Origin of the sequence: Thermopolyspora sp. NPDC052614, assembly GCF_040678635.1 — a bacterium.
Lineage (GTDB): Bacteria > Actinomycetota > Actinomycetes > Streptosporangiales > Streptosporangiaceae > Thermopolyspora.
The window spans coordinates 347,122-369,323 of the sequence record NZ_JBFATZ010000002.1; the positions used below are offsets into that span (position 1 = coordinate 347,122).

Consider the following 22,202-nt stretch of genomic DNA (forward strand, 5'->3'; position numbering starts at 1 on the left):
ACCGGAATGTCATGGCCGGCCTGCTTGCCTCACCCAGCCTCCGGCTGGTGGGCAAGCGGCTGCTCATGGCCATTCCGATCACACTCGGGGTGAGCATCCTGACGTTCTGGGTGCTCAATCTCATCCCCGGCAGCGCGGCTCAGCAGCTCCTGGGCGCGGAGGCGACCCCGGAGCAGATCCGCGCGCTGGAGGAGGAGATGGGCCTCAACCGGCCCGCGTACATCCGGTATCTCGACTGGCTCGGCGCCGCCGTGCGCGGCGACCTCGGCCGTTCGTACGTCAGCGGGCAGCCGGTGGCCGGCCAGCTCGGCGAGCGGCTGATCGTCAGCGCCGAGCTGGTCGGGCTCGCCCTGGTCGCCTCGCTGGCGCTGGCGGTGCCGGTGGCCCTGCTCGCCGCGTACAAGCCGAACCGGCTGTTCGACCGGATCAGCATGTTCGTCAGCGTCACCGGCCTGTCCGTCGCGAACTACGTGCTCGCGCTGGTGCTGGTGCTGGTGTTCGCGGTGCAGTTCGCCATGTTCCCGGCGATCGGGTACGTCCCGTTCGCCGAGAACCCGGTGGAGAACCTGCGCTCGATGGTGCTGCCGGCGGCGGCGATCGCGTTCCCGCTGTTCTGCTTCTACACCCGCTTCCTGCGGGGCGACCTGGTCGACCAGTTGCAGGGGCAGGACTACATCGTGACGGCCCAGGCCAAGGGCATCGGCCCGTGGCAGGTGCTGCTGCGGCACGCGTTCCGCAACTCGTCGTTCGGCCTGATCACCGTCGTCGGGCTCAACCTCAGCACGCTGATCGGGTCCACGGTCATCGTCGAGTCGATCTTCGCGATCCCCGGCCTCGGCCAGCTCATGCTGCAGGCGATCAACACCCGTGACGTCCTGGTCGTGCAGGCCTGCGTCATCGTGTTCGCCGTGGTCACCGTGGTGGCGAACCTGATCACGGACCTGCTCTACGCCGTACTCGACCCGAGGATCCGCTATGGCAGCAATTGACGCCTCCTCGGCCCTGGTCGAACTCGACGCCGCGCCCCGGGCCCGCCGGGCCTGGGCGCGCAGGCTGGGCCTCTACATCCCGGCCGGGATGGTCGTGTTCGTGATGGTCGCCTGCTTCATCGGCCCGCTGGTGCTGCCGATCCCCGCGCCGGTCGGCGGGAACGTGCTGGAGTCGAGCCTCCCGTCGTTCTCGCCCGGCCACCTGCTCGGCACCGACCCCAACGGCAACGACATCCTCTCCCGGATCCTGCACGGCGGGCGGGCGTCGCTGATCGTCACCATCTCGGTGAACGTCATCGGCCTCGCCCTCGGCGGGCTGCTGGGCGCGCTGTCGGCGTACATCGGCGGGGCCGTGGACACGGTGATCATGCGACTGCTCGACGTGCTCATCGCGTTCCCGTCGCTGGTGCTCACCCTCGCGGTGGCGCAGAGCCTCGGCCCCAGCCTCACCAACACGATCCTGGCGCTGGCGTTCTTCAGCATCCCGGCCGTCGCCCGGGTCTCCCGGGCGGCCACGCTGAGCCTGCGCGAGCTGCCGTTCATGACGGCGGCGCAGCTGGCGGGCACGCCGTGGTGGCGCATGCTGCTGCGGCACATCGCGCCGAACATCGCCCCGCAACTGATCACCTTCGCCATGCTCGGCATGGGCATCGTGATCGTCATCGAGGGCGCGCTGAGCTTCCTCGGCCTCGGCATCCCGGCCCCCAACCCGAGCTGGGGCAACATGATCTCCGAGGGGCAGGCGAGCCTGTCGGCCACGCCCGACCTCGTGATCTGGCCGAGCGCGGCCCTGTTCATCAGCGTCCTCGCCTTCAACCTCCTCGGCGAGGCCCTGCGCACCCAGTGGAGTGTGAGATGAGCGGCGAACGCACTGCCCGGGGAGCCGAGGAGCTGCTCTCCTACGGCCGGCCCGCATCCGCCGCCCGCCCCGCCCCGGGCTCGGCCCTGCTGGAGGTACGCGACCTGCGGGTGCGTTTCTCCCGCGGCGGACGCCGGGTGAACGCGGTGAACGGGCTGTCCTACACGCTCAACGCCGGCGAGATCCTCGCCATCATCGGCGAGTCCGGCTCCGGCAAGAGCGTCAGCGCCCGCACGCTCATGGGGCTGCTGCCGCCGTCGGCGCAGGTGAGCGGCTCGGCGAGGTTCGAGGGCACCGAGCTGATCGGCATGCCCGAGAAGGAGATGCGAAGCTGGCGCGGCGCGAAGATCGCGATGGTCTTCCAGGACCCGTCCCGGTCGCTCAACCCGACGATGCGGATCGGCACGCAGATCACCGAGGCCGTCCGCGCGCACTCGGACATGAGCAAGAAGGAGGCCGCCGAGCGGGCGGTGGAGCTGCTCAAGCTGGTCCACCTGCCCGCGGCCGAGCGGCGCTTCTTCGAGTACCCGCACCAGCTCTCCGGCGGCATGCGCCAGCGCGTGGTGATCGCCATCGCGCTGGCGGGGGAGCCGCGGCTGCTCATCGCCGACGAGGCCACCACCGCGCTCGACGTCACCACCCAGGCGCAGATCATGGAGCTGCTCGTCGAGCTGCAGGAACGGCTCGGCACCGCGATCATCATGATCAGCCACGACCTGGGGCTGGCGGCCAGCTACGCGCAAAACGTCGTGGTCATGTACGCCGGGCGCGCCGTGGAGTACGCCTCGGCCGAGAAGCTGTTCGCCAACGTGCGCATGCCGTACACGCGGGCGCTGCTCGGCGCGATCCCGCTGCTGGAGCGGGAGTCGCACGCGCTGCTGCCGGTGATCCCCGGCCAGCCGCCGGACCCGGCCGCGCTGCCCAAGGGCTGCCCGTTCCGGCCCCGCTGCGACTCCGCCACCGAGACGTGCCTGGAACCGCCGGTCTTCGACGAGCACGAGCCGGGCCACTGGTGGGCCTGCTGGCATCCGGCGGGTGAGCAGAACGCACGCGTCGGCGCGCACGCCCGGCAGCTCAAGGACGGAGCACAACGATGACAACGACGCGCACCACGACCCGGACGACGGCCGGCCGATCCGGCGCGGAACGTCCCGTCGGCGACCGGCTTCTGCTCGACGTGCGCAACGTGGTGCAGGAGTTCGCCGTGCGCGGCCCCGGCGGCGTCAAGGGCGCCAAGGTGCACGCGGTGTCGGACGTCTCGTTCACCATGCAGGCCGGCGAGACCCTCGGCGTGGTGGGGGAGACCGGATCGGGCAAGTCCACCCTGGCCCGCTCGGTCATCCAGGCCCCCCGCCCCAAGTCCGGCGAGGTGCGCTTCCTCGGCACCGACCTGATGAAGCTGGGACGGCGGGCCCTCACCGAGGCGCGCCGCCAGATGCAGATGGTGTACCAGGACCCGTTCGGCTCGCTCGACCCCCGCTGGAAGGTGATGGAGCTCGTCGAGGAGCCGCTGCTCGGCTACGGCATGCGGTCGGCGGCCAAACGCCGGGAACGGGTCTGCGAGCTGCTCGACCTGGTCGGCATGGACCCGGGCGTGTTCGGCAAACGCCGCCCGCACGAGCTGTCCGGCGGCCAGTGCCAGCGGATCGCGATCGCCCGCGCGATCGCCCTCAACCCGGCGCTGATCGTCTGCGACGAGGCGGTGGCCTCGCTGGACGTGCTGATCCAGGCGCAGGTGCTCAACCTGTTCGAACGGCTGCGCACCGAGCTCGGCCTGTCGTACCTGTTCATCTCGCACGACCTGGCGCTGGTGAAGCAGGTCAGCGACCGGGTGGCGGTCATGCACCTGGGCCAGCTCGTGGAGGTCGGCCCGTCCGAGGAGCTGTACCGGCGGCCGCTGCACCCCTACACCTCGGCGCTGCTCAACTCGATCCCGGGCCTCGACCCGGCGACCGGGCAGGTGCGCCGGCCCGCCGCCCCCACCGGCGAGCCGCCCTCCCCGATCAACCCGCCGTCCGGCTGCCGTTTCCGCACCCGGTGCCCGCTGGCGCAGGCGCGCTGCGAGCAGGAGGCGCCGCCGATGCGCGAGCTGTTCCCCGGCCACCAAGTGGCCTGCCATTTCCCGCTCGCCCAGCCCGCCGAACAGCCGCCCGTACAGATGTCCGCCCGGCACGAGGCCGGGACCCCGAAGAACGCCGAACTCGATTGAGGCGACGCATGGCATCCGCTTTCCGCGACGCGAAAGTCATATCGCTCGCCGGGGAGCCGACAGGCATAGTGAAACCATCGCTGCCAACCGCCATGAGGCATCGCCTCGGATCTTTCTCCGGCGCGGCCGCCGTCCCGGCCGTACGAATCACGAAACGAGGCTCAAATGAGCATGACCACGCGCGCGGCAATTTGCCGTGAACCCGGAAAGCCATGGGAGATCACCGACGTTGAACTGGACGAACCCCAGGCCAATGAGGTCCGGGTCAAGTTCATGGCCGCCGGGCTGTGCCATTCCGACGACCACATTCAAAAAGGCGACGCCAAAATGCGGATGCCGGTCGTCGGCGGCCACGAGGGCGCCGGGATCGTCGAGGCCGTAGGACCCTCGGTGACCCGCGTCGCGGTGGGCGACCACATCGTGTGCTCGTTCATTCCCGCGTGTGGCTCGTGCCGCTATTGCTCGACCGCCCGGCAGAACCTCTGCGACGCGGGCAAGAACGCTTCGACCGGCGAATTCCCCGATGGCACGTTCCGCTTCCACAAGGACGGCGAGGACCTCGGCGGGCTCTGCGTGCTCGGCACCTTCTCCCAGCACGCGGTCGTGTCCGAGTTCTCCGTCATCAAGATCCCCGACGACATCCCGTTCGACGTCGCCTCCCTGGTGGGCTGCGGCGTGCCGACCGGCTGGGGCTCGGCGGTCTACGCCGCGGGCGTCCGGGCCGGGCAGACCGTGGTCGTGTACGGCGCGGGCGGCGTCGGCAGCAACGCGGTCCAGGGCGCGCGGTACGCGGGCGCGAAGAACGTCGTCGTGGTCGACCCGGTCGAGTTCAAGCGCGACATGGCCAAGGTCTTCGGCGCCACGCACACCTTCGCCACCGCCGACGAGGCGTACGAGTTCGTCCGCGAGACCACCTGGGGCGAGCTCGCCGACCACGCCATCATCACCGTCGGCATCCTGCACGACGAGGTGATCCAGAAGGCGATCGAGGTCGTCGGCAAGGCCGGCCAGGTCACCATCACCGCGGTCGGCAACGGCTCGATCAACGTGCACCCCGGCATGCTCATCGGCTACCAGCGGCGCGTGCAGGGCGCGATCTTCGGCGCCTGCAACCCGCTGTACGACGTGCCGCGCCTGCTGGGCCTCTACCGCTCCGGCGACCTCAAGCTCGACGAGCTCATCACCCGCCGCTACCAGCTGGAAGAGGTCAACCAGGGCTACCAGGACATGTTGGACGGCAAGAACATCCGCGGCGTGATCGTCCACGAGCACTGAGGAGCACCACCCCATGACTACCGCGCTCTCCGAGTCGGCGACCAACTCCCTCATCATCGACAACGCGCACCTGATCGGCGGTGAGTGGGTCCCGGCGGTCAGCGGCGAGACGATCGAGGTGATCAACCCGGCGACGCGCGAGGTGCTCGCCCGGGTGCCGCGCGGCACCGCCGCCGACGTCGACAACGCCGTACGCGCCGCCGAGGCCGCCTTCCCCGCCTGGCGGGACACGAACGCCACCGCCCGCGGCATCCTCGTCGCCAAATGGGCCGACCTCATCCAGCGGCACGAGGCCGAACTCGACAAACTGGAGTCGCAGGAGGTCGGCCGCCCGCACTGGGGGCCGTCGCCGATCCCGCGGATGCTGCACTTCATCGCCGGGCAGGCCGACAAGGTCCTCGGGCACACCATGCCGACGATGAGCCCGGACGTGATCGGGCTGACGCTGCGCGAGCCGTACGGGGTGGTGGGGAGCATCATCCCGTGGAACGCCCCCGGCCCGATGTTCGCCAACGACGTCGCCGCGGCGATCGCGGCGGGCAACACGATCGTGATCAAGCCGGCCGAGGACGCGCCGCTGACCCCGCTGGCGCTGGCGAAGCTGGCGATGGAGGCCGGCATCCCGGCGGGCGTGGTCAACGTCGTCACCGGCTACGGCAACGAGGCCGGCGCGGCCATCCCCGCCCACCCGGGCGTGCGCCGGATGAGCTTCACCGGCTCCCCGCAGACCGGCGAGCTGATCATGGCGGCCTGCGCGCGCAACCTCACCCCGCTCCACCTGGAGCTCGGCGGCAAGTCGCCGCAGGTCATCTTCGCCGACGCCGACCTCGACGCGGCGATCCCGGCGATCACGGCCGGCATCACGCTCAACACCGGCCAGGTCTGCGCCGCCGGCTCGCGCGTCGTCGTCGAGCGCTCGATCCACGCCGAGGTGGTGCGGCGCCTCGCCGAGGAGATGAAGAAGGTCACCGTCGGCCCCTGGCACAAGCCGGTCCGCATGGGCCCGCTGATCAACGCCAAGCAGCACGACCGCGTGCTCGGCTACATCAAGCTCGGCCAGGAGGAGGGCGCCGAGCTCGTCACCGGCGGCGGCGTGCCGCGGGGCGAGGAGTTCGAGCGCGGCTTCTTCGTCGAGCCCACCCTGTTCGACAACGTCGGCCCCGGCATGCGCATCGCCCAGGAGGAGATCTTCGGGCCGGTGCTCTCGGTGATCCCGGTCGACTCCGAGGAGGAGGCCCTCGCGGTCGCCAACGGCACCGACTACGGCCTGGTCGCCTCGGTGTGGACGCCCGACGTCGGCCGCGCCGTGCGCATGTCGCGCGGGCTGCAGGCCGGCCAGGTGCACGTCAACGCCGCGCTCGGCGCGGGCGTGATCGGCGCGCCGTTCGGCGGCTACAAGCGCAGCGGCTTCGGCCGGACCATGAGCGCCGACGCGGTGCTGAACTTCACCCACGTGAAGGCGGTGTCGCTCCGTGGCACCCGCTGACCGCCAGGGCGTACGGCTGCGCCTGCACATCGAGCCCCGGCACGGCGGCACGTACGCCGACTTCCTGGCGCTGGCGCTCGCCGCCGAGGACGCCGGATTCGACGCGTTCTTCCGCTCCGACCACCTGTTCGGCGTCGTGCCCGACGACCCGTCGTACCAGCCGACCGACTGCTGGACGACGCTCGGCGCGCTCGCCCGGGACACCAAGCGCGTACGGCTCGGCGCCCTCATGGGCGCGGCCACCTACCGCTACCCGGGCCTGCTCGCCACGATCGTCGCCTCCATCGACCAGATGAGCGGCGGACGCGTCGAGCTCGGCCTCGGCACCGGCTGGTACGAGCGCGAGCACAAGGCCTTCGGCATCCCGTTCCCGCCCACGAAGGAGCGGTTCGACCGGCTGGAGGAGCAGCTCGCCGTCATCACCGGCCTGTGGCGCACCCAGCCAGGGGACGGGGACGGCTTCTCCTTCGACGGCGTCCACTACCAGATCGAGCGCAACCCCTCCCCGCCCCGCCCGGTGCAGTCGCCGCACCCGCCGATCCTGGTCGGCGGCACCGGCCCGAAACGCACCCCGGCGATCGCGGCCAGGTACGCCACCGAGTACAACACCGCCCTCGGCGGCAACCTGCGCGAGCAACTGGACACCTTCAGCCGGGCCTGCGAGGCGATCGGCCGGGACCCGGCCGACCCGCGCCGCTCCTCGTTCATCCCGGTCGCCGTCGGCACGACCGCGGCCGAGACCGAGCGCCGCGCCGAGGTCATCGGCTCGGAGTTCATCCGGGCGCACTCGGTCATCGGCGAGCCCGGACGGCTCGTCGAACGCGTCGGCGAGCTCGCCGAGCTCGGCATCGACACCGTCTACCTGGCCGTCTACGACATCCACGATCTGGACCACGTCGCCCTGATCGGCGCCGAGGTCCTGCCCCACGTCACGGCGATGAAGGTCGCGGGACCGTGAACTCGCCGATGAGCACATCGCCGACATCACCAGCACGCCCGCGACAGGAACGGGGAATCCGATGAGCATCACCACCCGGGCCGCCATTGCCCGCGGTCCCCACATCGGCTGGGAGATCACCGAGCTTCAGCTCGACGAGCCGAAGGCGCACGAGGTGCGCGTGAAGTTCCACGCCTCCGGCCTGTGCCACTCCGACGACCACATCACCAAGGGCGACGCCCTGGTCCGCTTCCCGATGGTCGGCGGCCACGAGGGCTCCGGCATCGTGGAGTCGGTCGGCCCGGACGTGCGCCGGGTCAAGCCGGGCGACCGCGTCGTCTGCTCCTACATCCCGGCGTGCGGCGCCTGCCGCCCCTGCTCGACCGGCCACCAGAACATGTGCGTCAAGGGCCTCAACGCCGGCTCGGGCATGTTCCTCGACGGCACCTTCCGCTTCCACAAGGACGGCGAGGACCTCGGCGGCTTCTGCTCGCTTGGCACGTTCTCGCAGTACGCGGTGGTGTCGGAGTGGGCGGTCATCCCGCTGCCCGACGACATCCCGTTCGAGATCGGCGCGCTGGTCGGCTGCGGCGTGCCGACCGGCTGGGGCTCGGCCGTGTACGCGGCCGGCGTCCGCGCCGGCGACACCGTCGTCATCTTCGGCTCCGGCGGCGTCGGCAGCAACGCCGTCCAGGGCGCGCGGTACGCGGGCGCGAAGAACGTCGTCGTGGTCGACCCGGTCGAGTTCAAGCGCGACATGGCCAAGGTCTTCGGCGCCACGCACACCTTCGCCACCGCCGCCGAGGCGCACGACTTCGTCGTGGAGACCACCTGGGGCCAGCTCGCCGACCACGTGATCCTCACTCCCGGCGTGGTCACCGAGGAGATGGTCCAGGCCGCGGTCCTGATGACCGGCAAGGGCGGCAAGGTCACCATCACCGCGGTCGGCAAGTCCACCGAGAAGGCCGTGCACGTGCACGCCGGCTTCCTGATCAGCTACCAGCGGCAGGTCCGCGGCGCGCTGTTCGGCGACTGCAACCCGCTGTACGACGTGCCCAAGCTGCTCGGGCTCTACCGCTCGGGCGACCTCAAGCTCAACGAGCTGATCACCCGCAGGTACGCGCTGGACGAGGTGAACGACGCCTACCGCGACCTCAACGACGGCAAGAACATCCGCGGCGTCATCATCCACGAGGACTGACGTCCCCACCGTGGGCTCTCCCGGCCCGAGCACCTGGCGACCCCACTCCCCCCGGAAGGACATTACGTGACCACACCCGGCTTCGTCGCGGCTGAGGACCGAGACGCCGTCACCGCGATGCTCCGCACGCAGCTCGCCGGGCTGCCCGCGCGGTCTCCGTTCTACGCCGACCTGTTCGCCGAGCACGGGGTCGATCCGACGACGCTGGTGTCCTTGGACGACATGCGCAAACTGCCGTTCACCGACAAGCAGATGCTGCGCGACTCGCAGGCCGCGTGCCCGCCGCTCGGCAGGCACGCGGGCGTGGACATGGTCGAGGTGATCCGCGTCCACGCCTCCACGGGCACCACCGGCAAGCCGAGCTGGATCGGCGTGACCCGCCGCGACGCCGAGGCGTGGACCGAGATGGTGGCCCGGGCGTTCATGACGATGGGCGCCCGGCGCGAGGACGTCGTGCTGCACGGAGCCGGTCTGACGCTCTTCGTCGGCGGCCTGCCGATCCGCGACGCGCTGGAGCGCATCGGCTGCACGATGATCCCGATCGGCACCGGGGCCTCGGAGAAGGCGGTGCTGGCGCTGGAGTCCCTCGGCGTCACCGCGCTGCACGCCACGCCCTCGTACGTGCGCTACCTCGCCGAGTACGTGCGCAAGCTGGGGCGCGACCCCAAGGAGTTCGGCATCAAGAAGATCTTCGTGGGCGGCGAGCCCGGCGGCGGAGAGCCCGCGTTCCGGGCGCACATCGAGGCGGAGTGGGGCGCGCGGGTGACCGAGGGCCTCGGCAACGCCGACATGGCCCCGGTGATCTTCGGTGAGCCGCCGGGCGCGGGCGGCATGCGCTTCACCGGCGGGCGGCACGTGCTCGTGGAGCTGATCGACCCCGAGAGCGGGGAGCCGATCGACCCCGAGCCGGGCGCCACCGGCGAGCTCGTCTACACCTCGGTGGACCGCGAGTGCTGCCCGCTGGTCCGGTTCCGCACCCGGGACCGGGTGCTGGTCACCGGGCTCGCCAAGGACGGGGCGCCGCTCATCCGGTGCGTCGGCCGTACCGACGACATGCTGATCGTGCTCGGGGTGAACGTGTTCCCGACCGCGATCCGCGACCTGGTGCAGACCCTCGCCCCGCGCACCAACGGCGTGGTGCAGGTCGTGCTGCCCAGCCCCGGCCCGCGGGTGGAGCCCCCGCTCAACGTCGAGGTGGAGCTGGGCGACGAGCCCGGCGACCAGGAGGCGCTCCGGCGCCAGATCGAGGACATGATCCGGGCTCGGCTGACCGTGCGGGCCGCGGTCACGCTCGTCCCGCCGGGCTCGATCGAGCGCACCGAGATGAAGTCCCGGCTCACCCGCGTCTCCGGCTGACGGGCTCGGCGGCGGTACGGCCCGGCGGCACGCGTTCGCCCGCGTACCTCAAAGCCGTCCGCCCGACCGTCGGCCGGCCGAAGCGGCGCGTCTTCCCCCCCTCCGCGCGCCGCCATCCCCGGCCCGGCCCCTCCCATCGCCGGGCCGGGGAACCGTCCACGCCGGCCCGCCCGCCGGGACCGGTTCACCCGCCAGGATTGGAGCGCGAGTGCCCGACGACCTGATGTCCGACCCAATGATCGACCCCTTCGCCGACGCGAGCCCGAAGTGGATGGAGGGCCGTACCGCGATCATCACCGGAGGCGGCCAGAGCACCGCGTACCCCGGCGTCGGCTACGCGATCTCCCGCGTGCTGGCCCGGCACGGCGCGCGGATCGCCGTGATCGACATCGACAAGGACGCCGCCCAGCGCACCGTCGACCACGTCACCGGGTCCGGCGGCGAGGCGATCTCCGTCATCGCCGACGTGACCGACGACCGGGCCTGCGCCTGCGCCGTCGCCGAGGTCGTGGACCGGCTCGGCACCCCCGACGCGCTCGTCAACAACGTCGCGGCCGGCGACCGCAGCGGCCTGTTCGACACCACCCCGGAGCACTACGACCGGCTGATGACCATCAACCTCAGGTCGGCGTGGTCGATGACCAGGCACACCGTCCCGGTGCTGCCGCGCGGCAGCGCGATCGTGAACATCTCGTCGGTCGGGGTACGGCGGCGCGGCCCCGGCATGATCTACTGCGTCGCCAAGGCGGGCATGGAGAACATGACCGAGGGCGCGGCGACCACCCTCGGCCCCCAGGGCATCCGCGTGAACTGCATCGAGGTCGGCGCGATCTACGGCGCGTTCGCGGCCAAGGGCGACATGCCGCAGGAGATGCGGGAGAAGCGCGCCCAGGGCACCGCGCTCAAGACCGAGGGCACCTCCTGGGACATCGCCTACGCGGCGCTGTACCTGCTCAGCGACCGCGCCCGCTGGGTGTCGGGCCACATCCTCGCCGTCGAGGGCGGCCCGGCGCACATGTTCCCCGTCGGCGAGCCGATCACCTCGGTCCCGATGGGCGAGTGACCCCTCGGGAGCCGGTCATTCGGCCTTGGTGGGCGGGCGGACCGGGCGCTCCCCAGCGCACCGGTGATTTGACGGTAATGTCGTGGCAGCGCGCATCGTGCCCGGATTTGGCCGGTGAGAGGAGCAGACGTGGCCGCGTCCCCCGAACCTTCCCCCCGTACGGCCCCTGCTCCGGCCGCGACGGGATCAGCGGGGAGCGACCGCCTGCCCCGGAACTTCGTGATCGAGCTGGGGCGCCGGGTGCGCGTCTTCGACCGGGGGCGCACCCTGGTCGGCGGCGCTCCGCCGCGGGTCGCCCACCTGAGCGACAAGGCCCGCTCGCTGCTGCGCGGCAGGCGGCTGCGGGTCGACGGCGCGGCGGCCGAGCAACTGGCCGATCGGCTGCTGGGGATGGGCCTGGCCGATCCCGTCCTGGCCGAGCTGCCGCCGGTGGACCTGTCCGAGGTGACGGTCGTGGTGCCGGTGCGGGACCGGCCGTGCGAGCTGGACCGGCTGCTCCACGCGCTGCGGGGAAAGGTCCACGCGATCGTGGTGGACGACGAGTCGGCCGACCCCGAGGCCGTCGCCCGGGTGGCGGCGCGCCACAACGCCGAGCTGGTGCCGCTGCCGCGCAACCTGGGACCCGCGGGGGCGCGCAACGCCGGGCTGGCCCGGGTGCGCACGCCGTACGTGGCGTTCGTCGACTCCGACGTGGTGGCCGACCCCGAGGCGCTGGCCCTGCTGCTGCGGCACTTCCACGATCCGCGGGTGGCCGCCGTCGCCCCCCGGGTCCTCGGCCTCGACGAGACGGCCACGGCGAACTGGATCAGCCGGTACGAGGCGGCCCGCTCCTCGCTCGACCTCGGGCCGATCCCCGCGCCGGTGCATCCCCGGTCGCTCGTGGGCTGGGTGCCCAGCGCCTGCCTGGTCGGACGGGTGGACGCGCTCGGCGACGGGTACGCCGAGGGCATGCGGGTCGGCGAGGACGTCGACCTGGTGTGGCGGCTGGTGGAGCGGGGCCATCGGGTGCGGTACGAGCCCGCCGCCACGGTCCGGCACGATCACCGCACGCGCTTGTCCGCCTGGTTCGCCCGCAAGGCGTTCTACGGCTCGGGGGCGCACGATCTGGCGCGGCGGCACGGCCCGGCGGTGGCCCCGGCGGCGCTGGCGCCGTGGAGCTTCGCCGTACTGGGGATGCTGCTCGCGCAGCGGCGCTGGTCGCTGCCGCTGTCGGCGGCGGTGCTCGCGGTGGTGTCGGCGCGGCTGGCCCGCAAGGTGCCGCGCAGCGAGAGCCCGCAGCGGCTGGCGGCGGCCCTGACCGGGCTCGGCCTGGCGGGCGCGATCGGCCAGGGGAGCGGCCTGCTGCTGCGGCACTGGTGGCCGCTGAGCCTGGCCGGATGCCTGTTCTCCCGGCGCGTACGGCGCGCGGTCCTGCTGGCGGCGATCGCGGACGGCCTGGTGGAGTACGGCAAGCTCGCCCCCGACCTCGACCCGGTGCGCTTCATGGTCGCCAGAAGGCTCGACGACCTGGCGTACGGCGCCGGCCTGTGGGCGGGCGCGATCAAGGGACGCTCGATCCGATGCCTCCTGCCCGACCTGCGGCCGGGGACGCGCCGACCCGGCGAAGGGCGGTGACCCGCCGCGCGACCTCGGGCGGCGAACTCGGGCCGCGAACTCGGGCCGCGAACTCGGGCCGCGAACTCGGGCCGCGAACTCGGGCACGGCACCGCTCCGCAGGGCGGCCACGCCGCACCGCCGTACCGCTCAAACCGGGCGGACCACCCGGCCCGCCCGTGACGCCGGAACGCTCAGCCGGTCAGCCGGGGCGCGCGACGCCGGATCGCGGTCGAGTACTTGACCTCGCGCGCCGTCCAATGCGCCGTCGGGCGCGGGGTGCCGCCGTCGGCGACGGCCGACGGCGCGCCGAGGGCGCGTGAGATGCTGCGGGAGGTCGCGGCGAGCGCCGGCACCAGGGAGTGCGGCGAGGTCGAGCCGCTCGGCACGGTGATGCCGACGGCGGCGACGACCCGGTCCCGGGGGCCGCGGATCGGTACGGCGACGGCCATCACGTCGTGGGTGAGCTGGCCCTCCACGATGGCGACGCCCGACTTGCGCACCTCGGCGAGGAAGTGCCGCAGCGCGTCGGGGTCGGTGAGCGTGTTGGCGGTGTACCGGCGCAGCTTGGAGGCGAGCACCTCTTCCTGGAACTCCTGGGAGGAGTAGGCGAGCAGCACCAGGCCGGTGCCGGTCGCGTGCATGGGCCAGCGCCCGCCGAGCCTGCTCGGCACCGGGACGGTGTCGCGGGCGCGCAGCGACTCGACGTAGATCACATCGTGCCCGTCCGGCACGCCGAGGTGGATGTTGGAGTGGGTGGCGTGCTGCAGGTCGTGCAGGAACGGAAGCGCGATCTCGCGGAGCTGGCCGCCCTGGGGGGCCAGGGTGCCCAGTTCGAGGATGCGCAGGCCGATGCTGTACTTGCCGTCGCTGTGCCGGGAGAGCGCGCCCCAGCACCGCAGTTCGTTGACGAGGCGGTGGGTGGTGCTGAGCGTCAGGCCGGTACGCCGGCTGATCTCGCTCAGGGACAACGCCAGGTTCTCGGTGTCGAAAACGCCGAGAATGGAGAGCACACGCTGGGCCGATGTCAGGCGACTGGGTTCCGGAGCCGTATCTGCCAGAGCGGTCATCGACTCACCTGCCTGCCCGAAGTTCGTGACCTAAGTTACATGAGCGTTAACCAGGCTACACAAACGGACACTCTTTCGGTAGCAGGGCAAACGGGCTGAAATTGCCTTCCGTATCGCGGAAGTGAGGCTTCCCTTAGCGTCGACCGACTAGGCCGTTCTCAGAAATGTTCAGACTTCTTCCGTGTCACGAAAGCCCCGATTCCCTTGCCGATTCTCCGGATTTACATTGCCGTGAGCAGGGTCACAACGGGCCCTGGCCACTCTACCGGCCTCCCCCCGCCGACCGTCCCGCGGGACCGTCGGCCCACTTCACGAGCGAGGCGATGATGCGCGACGAAGCACGCCTGGAGCAGATGCGGTCCACCCTGGCCGTCGACGGCTACCACCTGAGCGTCGAGGAGGGCGACTCCGGGTTCGACGTGCGGATCACCGCTGACCCCGAGAGCTGCGCCGACTGCCTGGTCCCCAAGAAGGTGATGGTGAGCATGCTGGAGCCGATCCTCGGGGTGCCCGCCGAGGACATCCGGCTGGCCTACCCGAGCGACGCGCTGTGAAATTCCAGGACGTTCCAGGACATCACAGGGCGTTCCACGTACGTTCCGGCGCGCGGGGCCGGAGAAGATGAGAAGAGGTGTGTGAGGGATGTTCGACCGCATCCTTGACCCGACCGGGATGTCGACGGGGGCCGCGAGCGTGGCCACGGCCGCCCGGCGGGTGCCGACCCTGGCGGGCGCCCGGGTGGGCCTGCTGAACAACACCAAGCAGAACGCCGCGGAGCTGCTGGCCGAGGTCGGCAAGCTGCTCGAGTCGCGGTACGGCGCGGTGGTGACGATCCAGCGCACCAAGCCGCACGTCGCCTTCCCGGTGGACGAGCCGATGCTGAAGGAGATCGCCGCGGTCAGCGACGTGGTCGTCACCGGCGTCGGCGACTGCGGCTCCTGCAGCGCCTCCGCCGCCGCCGACGGCATCGCCTTCGAGCGCGAGGGCATCCCCACGGCGGTGATCGTCAGCGACGCCTTCGAGGTGACGGCGCGGGCGATGGCCGAGGTGCACGGCGACAAGGACTTCGACCTGCTGCTGACGCCGCACCCGGTCGCGGTCCTCAACGCCGAGCAGATCGCCCAGCGCGCCGCCGACCTGGTCGCCATCGTGGCGAACCGGGTGAGCGAGGGAGTCTGATGACCCTGCACGACGTGGCGTCGGCGGCCGCCGGCGAGCGGACCATCGAGCCCATGGACGGCCTTGAGGCCGCCCAGAAGTCCTACGAGTACATGTACGACAAGGGGTGGACCGACGGCCTGCCCGTGATCCCGGCGACCCGCGAGCGGGTGGACGAGTTCCTGGCCACCACCACCCGCCCGGCCGACGAGGTCATCGGCCGCCTCGACCACCTCAAGCGGGAGGTGACCGTCGAACTCGCCGCCATCAACGCGGTGATGGCCGGCTGCAAGCCCGAGTACTTCCCGGTCGTGCTCGCCGCGTGGGACGCGCTCATGGCCGAGCGGTCCACCGTGGGCGGCGGCTGGCAGAGCACGAGCGGCCCCGCGCCGCTGATCGTGATCAACGGCCCGATCCGGAACCGCCTCGGCTTCAACAGCACCGGCGGCGTCTTCGGCCCCGGCTTCCGCGCCAACGCCACCGTCGCCCGGACGATCGGCCTGATCGTCCGCAACGCCCTCGGCGTGGTGCCGCACGTGCTGGAGCAGGCCACCCAGGGCGTGCCCGGCCGGTGGTCGATGTGCATCGCCGAGAACGAGGAGGAGAGCCCCTGGGAGCCGCTGTCGGTGGACGGCGGGGTGGCCGCGGGCGTCGACGCGGTGTCCACCACCCTGCTGCGGACCAGCGAGTTCGTCGACAACCGGCACACCGACAACCCCGAGCTGCTGCTGGGCGACTTCGCCGACACGATCTCCCGCGCCGGAAGCTGGATCTTCCGGCACGCCGCCGCGGGCGTGGTGTTCTGCCCCGAGCACGCCCAGATGCTCGCCAAGGCGGGCATGAGCAAGGACGACGTACGCGGCTGGCTGCTTGAGCGGTGCGGCAAGCCGCTGGCCGAGCTGGCCAAGGCCGGCAAGAGCGGCCTGCACAACAACGTGCGGCGCGACGGCGGCGACACCGAGGGCTTCGCCCGCTACTTCGCCGACGACTCGCCGAAGAACCTGCCCATCATCGTGGCGGGTGCGCGCAACGCGGGCATCTCCATGGTGGTGCGGATCTTCTCCAGTTGGTCGGGGATCTCGGCCCGGATCGACCCGCCGCGTGAGGGGCAGGCCAAGTGAGCGGCGGACCGATCGGTTCCTCCGGGGCGGGTACGCCCGTCCCGGAGGCCGAGCAAGGACGGGTCGCCCTGGTCACCGGGTGCGGCAAGCCCGACGGCATGGGGCAGGGCATCGCCCGGCGGCTGGCCCGCGCCGGCCTGGCGGTGATGGTCGCCGACAAGGAGCCGGGCGGGGTGCCGAACGCCCGGCACCGGTTGCTCGGCGTCGAGCACAAGGACGGGCTGACCGACCTCGTCGACGCGCTGGCCGCCGACGGGCACCGGGTGGCCGCCGTGCTCGGCGACGTCTCCGACCCGGCGAGCGCGCAGGCGATGGTCGACGCCACGGTGGACCGGTTCGGCTCGATCGACGTGCTGGTCAACAACGCCGCCGCGCCGCAGGGGGCCGACCGCGCCGACATCGAGGACGTGCCGCTTGAGGCGTTCGACCTGGTGCTCGGGGTCAACCTGCGCGGGACGTATCTGATGTGCCGGGCGGCCGTGCCGTACATGCGGGCGCGGCGGTTCGGGCGCATCGTGAACATCGCGTCGATGGCCGGGCTGACGGCGGCGCCGTTCTCGACGGCGTACTCGGCGTCGAAGGCCGGGGTGATCGGCCTGACCCGGGCGCTGGCGATGGACGTGGCGCCGTGGGGGATCACGGTGAACGCCGTGTGCCCCGGTCTCGTGGCCACCAGCCGGGCCATCCTCGACCCGTCGCCGGATCTCGACGTGGCGGAGACGCTCCGGCGTCGCGCGGGGGCGATCCCGGTCGGCCGGGTGGGCCTCCCGCAGGACGTGGCGGCGGCGGTCGCGTACCTCGCCTCGGAGGACAGCGGCTACGTCACCGGCCAGGCGTTGCCGCTCGACGGGGGCGGCATGACCCCGTTCCCGCTGCGCCGTCCAGAACCGGTGAACGGGCCGGTGAACGGGCAGGTGGACGAGCAGGCCGCGCGGACCTGACGGCGGCCCCCTCGGGGGTGGGGCCGCCGTCGGCGACTCAACGCTCGGGTTCGCCCTCCTCGACGCGGTAGACCTTGGTCCAGGCGGCCCCGCAGCCGCAGCGCAGCGTCTCGACCAGTTCCCCGGCGTCGTTGACGGCGACGCCGTCGTGGACCCGTACGTGGACGTGCTCGTTCATGCGTAACCGACTTCCGTAGATCGTTCCTGGTCGTGAGGGCGGCCAGGGCGTCGCCCGGCGCGGGCGGGGCACGGGTCGGTCCCCCGGCGACGGGGCGTCGGGCCCTCGGAACGGGGTGGGGCGGAGGGCCGGAGTCACCAGGGGTTCCTGGTGGTTTTATCTATTATGTCCCTTTTCTTGGTGTGCTCGATGTGCGTGGCGGCTCCGGCGGGGAACTGAAGCGGAGGTGAGCGATTCTCGCGCTCGGCGCCAGGCATGCCCCCGGGGCGCCCACGGGTGGGCCTCGAGCGGCGCGCTGCACGCCCAGGGCGAGCCCCCGCCCTGCGGCGAGCCCGCTCCCGGAAGCGAGCCTCCGCCCGGCGGCGGGATTTTCCCCCGGAGCGAGCCCGTGGCGCCCGACGATCAACCCCACGCCCCCGACGCCGGTGGTGAACCCGCGAGCATGGCCCGACCCTCCGAAGACACCCCCGCCCGCCACCCTCGCACCTGGTACTCCTATGACGGCGCGGAGACCACGGCGGCGAGGCTGTTCCGGCGGGCGATGGCGCGGGCCCGTACCGGATGCTGGGAGTGGAACATCCGCGCCAACATGCTCGCCTGCGACGGCAGGTCCCTGGAGATCCTCGGCGTGGACCCCGCCCGCTTCGACCCCCGCCCCGAGGGCTGGGCGGCCGTCGCCCACCCCGACGACCTGCCCTGGGTGCTGGCGGAGATGGGCCGGGCCGTCCACGAGCGGGGCCTGTTCGGGGTGGAGTACCGGGTGCGCCGGCCCGCCGGCGGCGAGATCTGGGTGAGGGTCAGCGGCCACGTCGTGCTCGGCGACAACGGTGAGCCCGTCTCCGTCGTCGGCGCGATCCACGAGATGCGCACCGTCCAGGCGGCCCATGAGTCGATCAGGAGCGTCCTGCGCTACATGGGCGACGGCTTCATCGCGATCGACCACGACTGGAAGATCACGTTCGCCAACGCCAAGGCCGAGCACCTGCTCGGCGCGGACCGGAACCCGCTGGGCAGCCGCCTGTGGGACCTCGTGCCGACCGGCCTGCACGACCTGGAGGCCCGTCTGCGGACGGCCGTCGCCGAGGGCATGACCGCCGACATCGAGGTGCGCTGGCCCTCCGATCGCCGCTGGTACCGCCTGGTCGCGGCGCCCGCCCCCAGCGGCCTGACCATCCATCTCACCGACATCAACGACCGGCGCAGGAGGGAGGCCGAACGGTCCGCGGCCGAGCGGGCCGCCGCCGAGCGCACCGCCAGGCTGGCGGATTTGACCATCGCCCTGAGCGAGGCGCTCACGATGCAGGACGTCGTCGAGACCGCCGCCCGCCACCTGCTGCCGCCGTTCGGCGCCGGCGGACTGCAGATCTGGGAGGTTGATGACGGGGAGGGCCGCCTGATCGGTTCGGTCGGCTACCCGGCTGAGTTTTCCGCCTATATGGCACGCGAGTACACCGGGGCGGGAGTACAGAATCTTCTCGAACCGATCACCCGGCGGGAGCCGACCTTCGTCGAATCGGCCGAGGAGTTCATCGCGGAGTACCCGGAGCTCGCGTACATCCCGCAGATCAGCCGCAAGGAGGCCTGGGCGTTTCTTCCCCTCATCGCGTCCGGCCACCCGCTGGGCGCCGCCATCATCGCCTTCGACGAGCCGCACGCCTTTCCCCGAGAGGAACGCGACCTGCTCCTCACGCTCGCCGGTCTGGTCGCGCAGGCGCTGGAGCGGGCCCGGCTCTACGACGACGCGCATCGGCGCGCCCAGGAGCTCCAGCAGGACCTGCTGCCCCGCGACCTGCCCGAATTGCCCGGGGTCACCGTCGCCGCCCGCTACGTGCCGGCCGAGAAGGAGATGGAGGTCGGCGGCGACTGGTACGACGTCATCGCGTTGTCCGCCGAACGGGTCGCCCTGGTGGTCGGCGACGTGGTGGGCCACGGGGTGGCCGAGGCGGCGGCGATGGGACGGCTGCGCACGGCCGTGCGGACGCTCGCCGACCTCGAACTGCCGCCCGACGAGATCCTCGGCCACCTCAACGACATCGTCAGCGAGATCAGCGACGACTTCTACGCCACGTGCCTGTACATCGTGTACGACCCGATCGACCGCAGTTGCGTCCTCTCCCTGGCCGGCCACCCGCCGCCGGCGGTCGTGCTGCCCGGCGGCACCGTGTGCTTCCCGAGCGTCGATCCCGGTCCGCCGCTCGGCGCGGCGGACCCGCCCTTCGCCACGGTCAGCACCCACCTGCCGGAGCACAGCCTGCTCGTGCTCTACACCGACGGCCTGATCGAGTGCGCGGACCGGGACTTCGAGGAGGGCATGGCGGGCCTGGCCCACATGCTCACCGAACGAGTGGTCCAGATGCGGGCGGACCGCCCGCCTGGAGGCGATGCCGACGGCGACGGCACGGCGTCGTCCGCGGGCATCGACTGCGACGCGCTCGCCGAGGATCTTTTGCTTCTCAAGCGGGACAGCACCGACGACGCGGCCCTGCTGATCGCCTGCACGCACGTCACCCGGCCGGAGGACATCGCGGTGTGGCGGCTGCCCGAGGACGCGATCGCCGCCGCTCTCGCCCGCGACCACGTCCGCGGCAAGCTCGCCGAGTGGCGTCTGGACTCGCTCATCATGACCACCGAGCTGCTCGTCAGCGAGCTGGTCGGCAACGTGGTGCGGCACGCCAAGGGCCCGATCGACCTTCGCATGATCCGCGGCAACGTGCTGACCTGCGAGGTCTCCGACGCCAGCCTCACCACGCCGCGCATCCGCCGGGCCTCGGACTACGACGAGGGCGGCCGCGGCCTGCAACTCGTGGCCGCCCTGTCCCACCGCTGGGGCACCCGCTACACGTCCACCGGCAAGTCCATCTGGGTGGAGCAGACCTTTCCGCCCGCCGACGCCTTGGATTCGCTGGATCAGACCTTCTGACCGGGTCGTACGGTGAGCGTCCGGCGGGCCTGAAAGCGCACCCGGCGGCCACCGGCCCGGAAGACCGCGGTGGCCAGCAACGGCGCGGTATCTGATGACGGGCCCGATGCCGGGCCTGATGACGGGCCTGGTGACGGTGCTGATGACCGGCCCGAGAACGGACCCCGGGGCGGCGGGACGACGACGAAGGCGACCTCGACGGACTCGCCTGGGGCGAGGGACGCGTCCGCGTCGCCGCCGCTGATCCGCCAGCCCGACGGGCCCTGGATCCGGAAGCGCAGCCCCGTCCAGGCCTCGCCGGAGCCGTTGCGCAGATGGACCACGACCTCGTGCGGACGCCCGGCGACCGCGGTCGTGCCGCCGCTGACGTGCATGCCGTACGGCAGCCGGGGATCGGGGCCGACCGATGCGTCCATCAGGGCGTTCAACTCGGCGACGAGGTCCGGACGCTCGGCCGCCAGGTCATGCTGCTCGCCGAGGTCGGAGCCGAGGTTGTACAGCTCGAACCGCCCACGCGGCCCCGCCCCCGCGATGCCCGGGTGGAACCGCACCGCCTTCCAGTCGCCCCGCCGCAGCGCCTGCGCCTTGCGGGGACGGTTCCAGAACAGGTAGTCGTGGCCCTCGTGGACGCCGCCGGTGAGCAGCCCGCGCATGGAGCGCCCGTCGAGGTGCGCGGGGACGGGCACGCCGGCCAGGTCCGCGAGGGTGGGGAGCATGTCCCAGAACGCGACGGGCTCGTCGATCACCCGTCCGCGCCCGAGCTGCGACGGAGACCAGACGATCATCGGAATGCGGATGCCGCCCTCGTACACGTCCCGCTTGTCGGCGCGCAGCGGTCCGTTGGAGTCGAACAGCTCGGGGTCGACGCCCTTCTCCCGGTGCGGCCCGTTGTCGGCGGTGAAGATCAACACCGTCGAATCGGCCACGCCCGCCTCGCGGAGCGTGCGGACCAGCTCGCCGACCTGCGTGTCGAGCAGGGTGACCTGGGCGGCGTGCCTGCGGTTGGCCCGCGTCCACGGCCGGTTCCGGTAGATGCCCGCGTCGCCCGGCACTTCGCTGGGCGAGTGCGGCAGCGTGTTCGGGTAGTAGAGCAGGAACGGCTCGCCCGAGGCCGCCGACCGCCGGATGAACCGCTTGGCGTGCTCCAGGAAGAGGGCGGGGGCGTACCGGGTGCGGTTCAGCGTCACCGTGGTGCCGTTGTGCCACAGGTACTGCGGCCAGTACTGGTGGGCGTGCTGGTGGTCGATGAAGCCGAAGAACTCCCCGAAGCCGCGCGCGTTGGGATGGGAGGCCTGGTGGGGGACCTCCGGCCCGAACCCCCACTTGCCGATGCACGCCGTACGGTAGCCCACCAGCTTCAGCAGCGACCCGAACGTGACGTCCGCCGAGGTCAGCGAGTGCTGCTGCCCGCCCTCGGGGTTCTCGCGCACCGTCGCGTGCCCCGAGTGCAGGCCCGTCAGCAGCGTCGCCCGCGACGGCGCGCACAGCGGTGCGCCCGAGTAGGCGTTGGTGAACCGCAGCCCCTGCGCGGCGAGCCGGTCGATGTTCGGCGTGCGGATGAGTTTCTGCCCGTAGCAGCCCACCTCCGACCACCCGAGGTCGTCGGACAGGATGAGCACGAAGTTGGGCCTGGCGGGCAGCGCGGCGGCCCGCGCCTCCGCCGCCGCTCCGGTGAGCGACTCGGCGATGGGTGCGGCGAGGGGCGCGGTGACGAGTCCGCCGGTCCCGGCCAGAAAGGCACGGCGGGTGGGGGGATGGACGTTCATGGTCTCCGCTTTGATCGGGAAGTCGCCCGGAGCCTAGCGATTGATCATTAAGCGGAGGAGATTTTTGGCCGAATAGTAAC

General features: G+C 71.9%; 19 protein-coding genes. 16 read left to right on the forward strand and 3 right to left on the reverse strand.

Annotation, left to right across the window (positions count from 1 at the left end; translation table 11 throughout):
* Positions 1-11: 11 nt before the first annotated feature.
* The 11 genes from AB0K60_RS05020 (at position 12) to mftF (ending at position 12,989) form a co-directional block, all read left to right on the forward strand.
* Positions 12-989 carry an ABC transporter permease gene (locus AB0K60_RS05020; protein WP_364048719.1) on the forward strand — a complete coding sequence of 326 codons (978 nt, stop codon included), beginning with the start codon at positions 12-14 and terminating at the stop codon, positions 987-989.
* Entirely contained in the window at positions 976-1,848 is an 873-nt protein-coding gene (locus tag AB0K60_RS05025; protein WP_364048721.1) for an ABC transporter permease, read from the forward strand. Before AB0K60_RS05020 ends, AB0K60_RS05025 begins: the two co-directional genes overlap by 14 nt.
* Positions 1,845-2,945 (forward strand): ABC transporter ATP-binding protein, encoded by a 1,101-nt coding sequence (locus AB0K60_RS05030; protein ID WP_364048723.1) that lies wholly within the window; start codon positions 1,845-1,847, stop codon positions 2,943-2,945. Before AB0K60_RS05025 ends, AB0K60_RS05030 begins: the two co-directional genes overlap by 4 nt.
* Positions 2,942-4,057 (forward strand): oligopeptide/dipeptide ABC transporter ATP-binding protein, encoded by a 1,116-nt coding sequence (locus AB0K60_RS05035; protein WP_364048725.1) that lies wholly within the window; start codon positions 2,942-2,944, stop codon positions 4,055-4,057. The genes AB0K60_RS05030 and AB0K60_RS05035 overlap by 4 nt, the downstream gene beginning before the upstream one ends.
* A gap of 165 nt (positions 4,058-4,222) precedes the next feature.
* On the forward strand, positions 4,223-5,332 hold the full coding sequence (locus AB0K60_RS05040) for an NDMA-dependent alcohol dehydrogenase (protein ID WP_364048727.1): 1,110 nt from the start codon (positions 4,223-4,225) through the stop codon (positions 5,330-5,332).
* A 13-nt stretch (positions 5,333-5,345) separates the two neighbouring features.
* Positions 5,346-6,818, forward strand: a complete 1,473-nt coding sequence (locus AB0K60_RS05045) for an aldehyde dehydrogenase family protein (RefSeq protein ID WP_364048729.1) — start codon at positions 5,346-5,348, stop codon at positions 6,816-6,818.
* Positions 6,805-7,776: a TIGR03560 family F420-dependent LLM class oxidoreductase gene (locus AB0K60_RS05050; protein ID WP_364048731.1), complete on the forward strand. Its 972-nt coding sequence runs from the start codon at positions 6,805-6,807 to the stop codon at positions 7,774-7,776. Before AB0K60_RS05045 ends, AB0K60_RS05050 begins: the two co-directional genes overlap by 14 nt.
* A 61-nt stretch (positions 7,777-7,837) precedes the next feature.
* Entirely contained in the window at positions 7,838-8,956 is a 1,119-nt protein-coding gene (locus AB0K60_RS05055; RefSeq protein ID WP_364048733.1) for an NDMA-dependent alcohol dehydrogenase, read from the forward strand.
* 66 nt (positions 8,957-9,022) lie between these two features.
* Complete coding sequence (locus AB0K60_RS05060; RefSeq protein ID WP_364048735.1) at positions 9,023-10,312, forward strand: hypothetical protein; 1,290 nt, start codon at positions 9,023-9,025, stop codon at positions 10,310-10,312.
* Positions 10,313-10,520: 208 nt separating this feature from the next.
* Positions 10,521-11,375: an SDR family oxidoreductase gene (locus tag AB0K60_RS05065; protein WP_364048737.1), complete on the forward strand. Its 855-nt coding sequence runs from the start codon at positions 10,521-10,523 to the stop codon at positions 11,373-11,375.
* A 129-nt stretch (positions 11,376-11,504) separates the two neighbouring features.
* Positions 11,505-12,989, forward strand: a complete 1,485-nt coding sequence (mftF, locus tag AB0K60_RS05070) for a mycofactocin biosynthesis glycosyltransferase MftF (RefSeq protein WP_364048739.1) — start codon at positions 11,505-11,507, stop codon at positions 12,987-12,989.
* Positions 12,990-13,162: 173 nt separating this feature from the next.
* Here the strand turns inward: mftF and AB0K60_RS05075 are convergent, their stop codons facing one another.
* The gene (locus AB0K60_RS05075) at positions 13,163-14,038 is read right to left on the reverse strand and encodes an IclR family transcriptional regulator (protein ID WP_364048741.1); all 876 of its coding nucleotides are present in this window, start codon (positions 14,036-14,038) and stop codon (positions 13,163-13,165) included.
* Positions 14,039-14,361: 323 nt separating this feature from the next.
* Here AB0K60_RS05075 and AB0K60_RS05080 point away from each other — a divergent pair, with 323 nt between their 5' ends.
* From AB0K60_RS05080 to AB0K60_RS05095, 4 genes are all read left to right on the forward strand, one after another.
* Complete coding sequence (locus AB0K60_RS05080) at positions 14,362-14,592, forward strand: hypothetical protein (protein WP_364048743.1); 231 nt, start codon at positions 14,362-14,364, stop codon at positions 14,590-14,592.
* 88 nt (positions 14,593-14,680) lie between these two features.
* A complete protein-coding gene (locus AB0K60_RS05085) occupies positions 14,681-15,217 on the forward strand; it encodes a UGSC family (seleno)protein (RefSeq protein ID WP_364048745.1) in 537 nt (178 codons plus the stop codon).
* Positions 15,217-16,317, forward strand: coding sequence for a hypothetical protein (locus AB0K60_RS05090; RefSeq protein ID WP_364048747.1), 1,101 nt, complete (start codon positions 15,217-15,219; stop codon positions 16,315-16,317). The genes AB0K60_RS05085 and AB0K60_RS05090 overlap by 1 nt, the downstream gene beginning before the upstream one ends.
* On the forward strand, positions 16,314-17,258 hold the full coding sequence (locus AB0K60_RS05095) for an SDR family NAD(P)-dependent oxidoreductase (RefSeq protein WP_364048749.1): 945 nt from the start codon (positions 16,314-16,316) through the stop codon (positions 17,256-17,258). The genes AB0K60_RS05090 and AB0K60_RS05095 overlap by 4 nt, the downstream gene beginning before the upstream one ends.
* 37 nt (positions 17,259-17,295) lie before the next feature.
* Here the strand turns inward: AB0K60_RS05095 and AB0K60_RS05100 are convergent, their stop codons facing one another.
* A complete protein-coding gene (locus AB0K60_RS05100; RefSeq protein ID WP_364048751.1) occupies positions 17,296-17,436 on the reverse strand; it encodes a hypothetical protein in 141 nt (46 codons plus the stop codon).
* Positions 17,437-17,878: 442 nt separating this feature from the next.
* Here AB0K60_RS05100 and AB0K60_RS05105 point away from each other — a divergent pair, with 442 nt between their 5' ends.
* The gene (locus AB0K60_RS05105; RefSeq protein ID WP_364048753.1) at positions 17,879-20,356 is read left to right on the forward strand and encodes a SpoIIE family protein phosphatase; all 2,478 of its coding nucleotides are present in this window, start codon (positions 17,879-17,881) and stop codon (positions 20,354-20,356) included.
* Here the strand turns inward: AB0K60_RS05105 and AB0K60_RS05110 are convergent.
* The gene (locus AB0K60_RS05110) at positions 20,344-22,122 is read right to left on the reverse strand and encodes a sulfatase-like hydrolase/transferase (protein WP_364048755.1); all 1,779 of its coding nucleotides are present in this window, start codon (positions 22,120-22,122) and stop codon (positions 20,344-20,346) included. The two genes, AB0K60_RS05105 and AB0K60_RS05110, sit on opposite strands and share 13 nt — an antisense overlap.
* Positions 22,123-22,202: the final 80 nt, after the last annotated feature.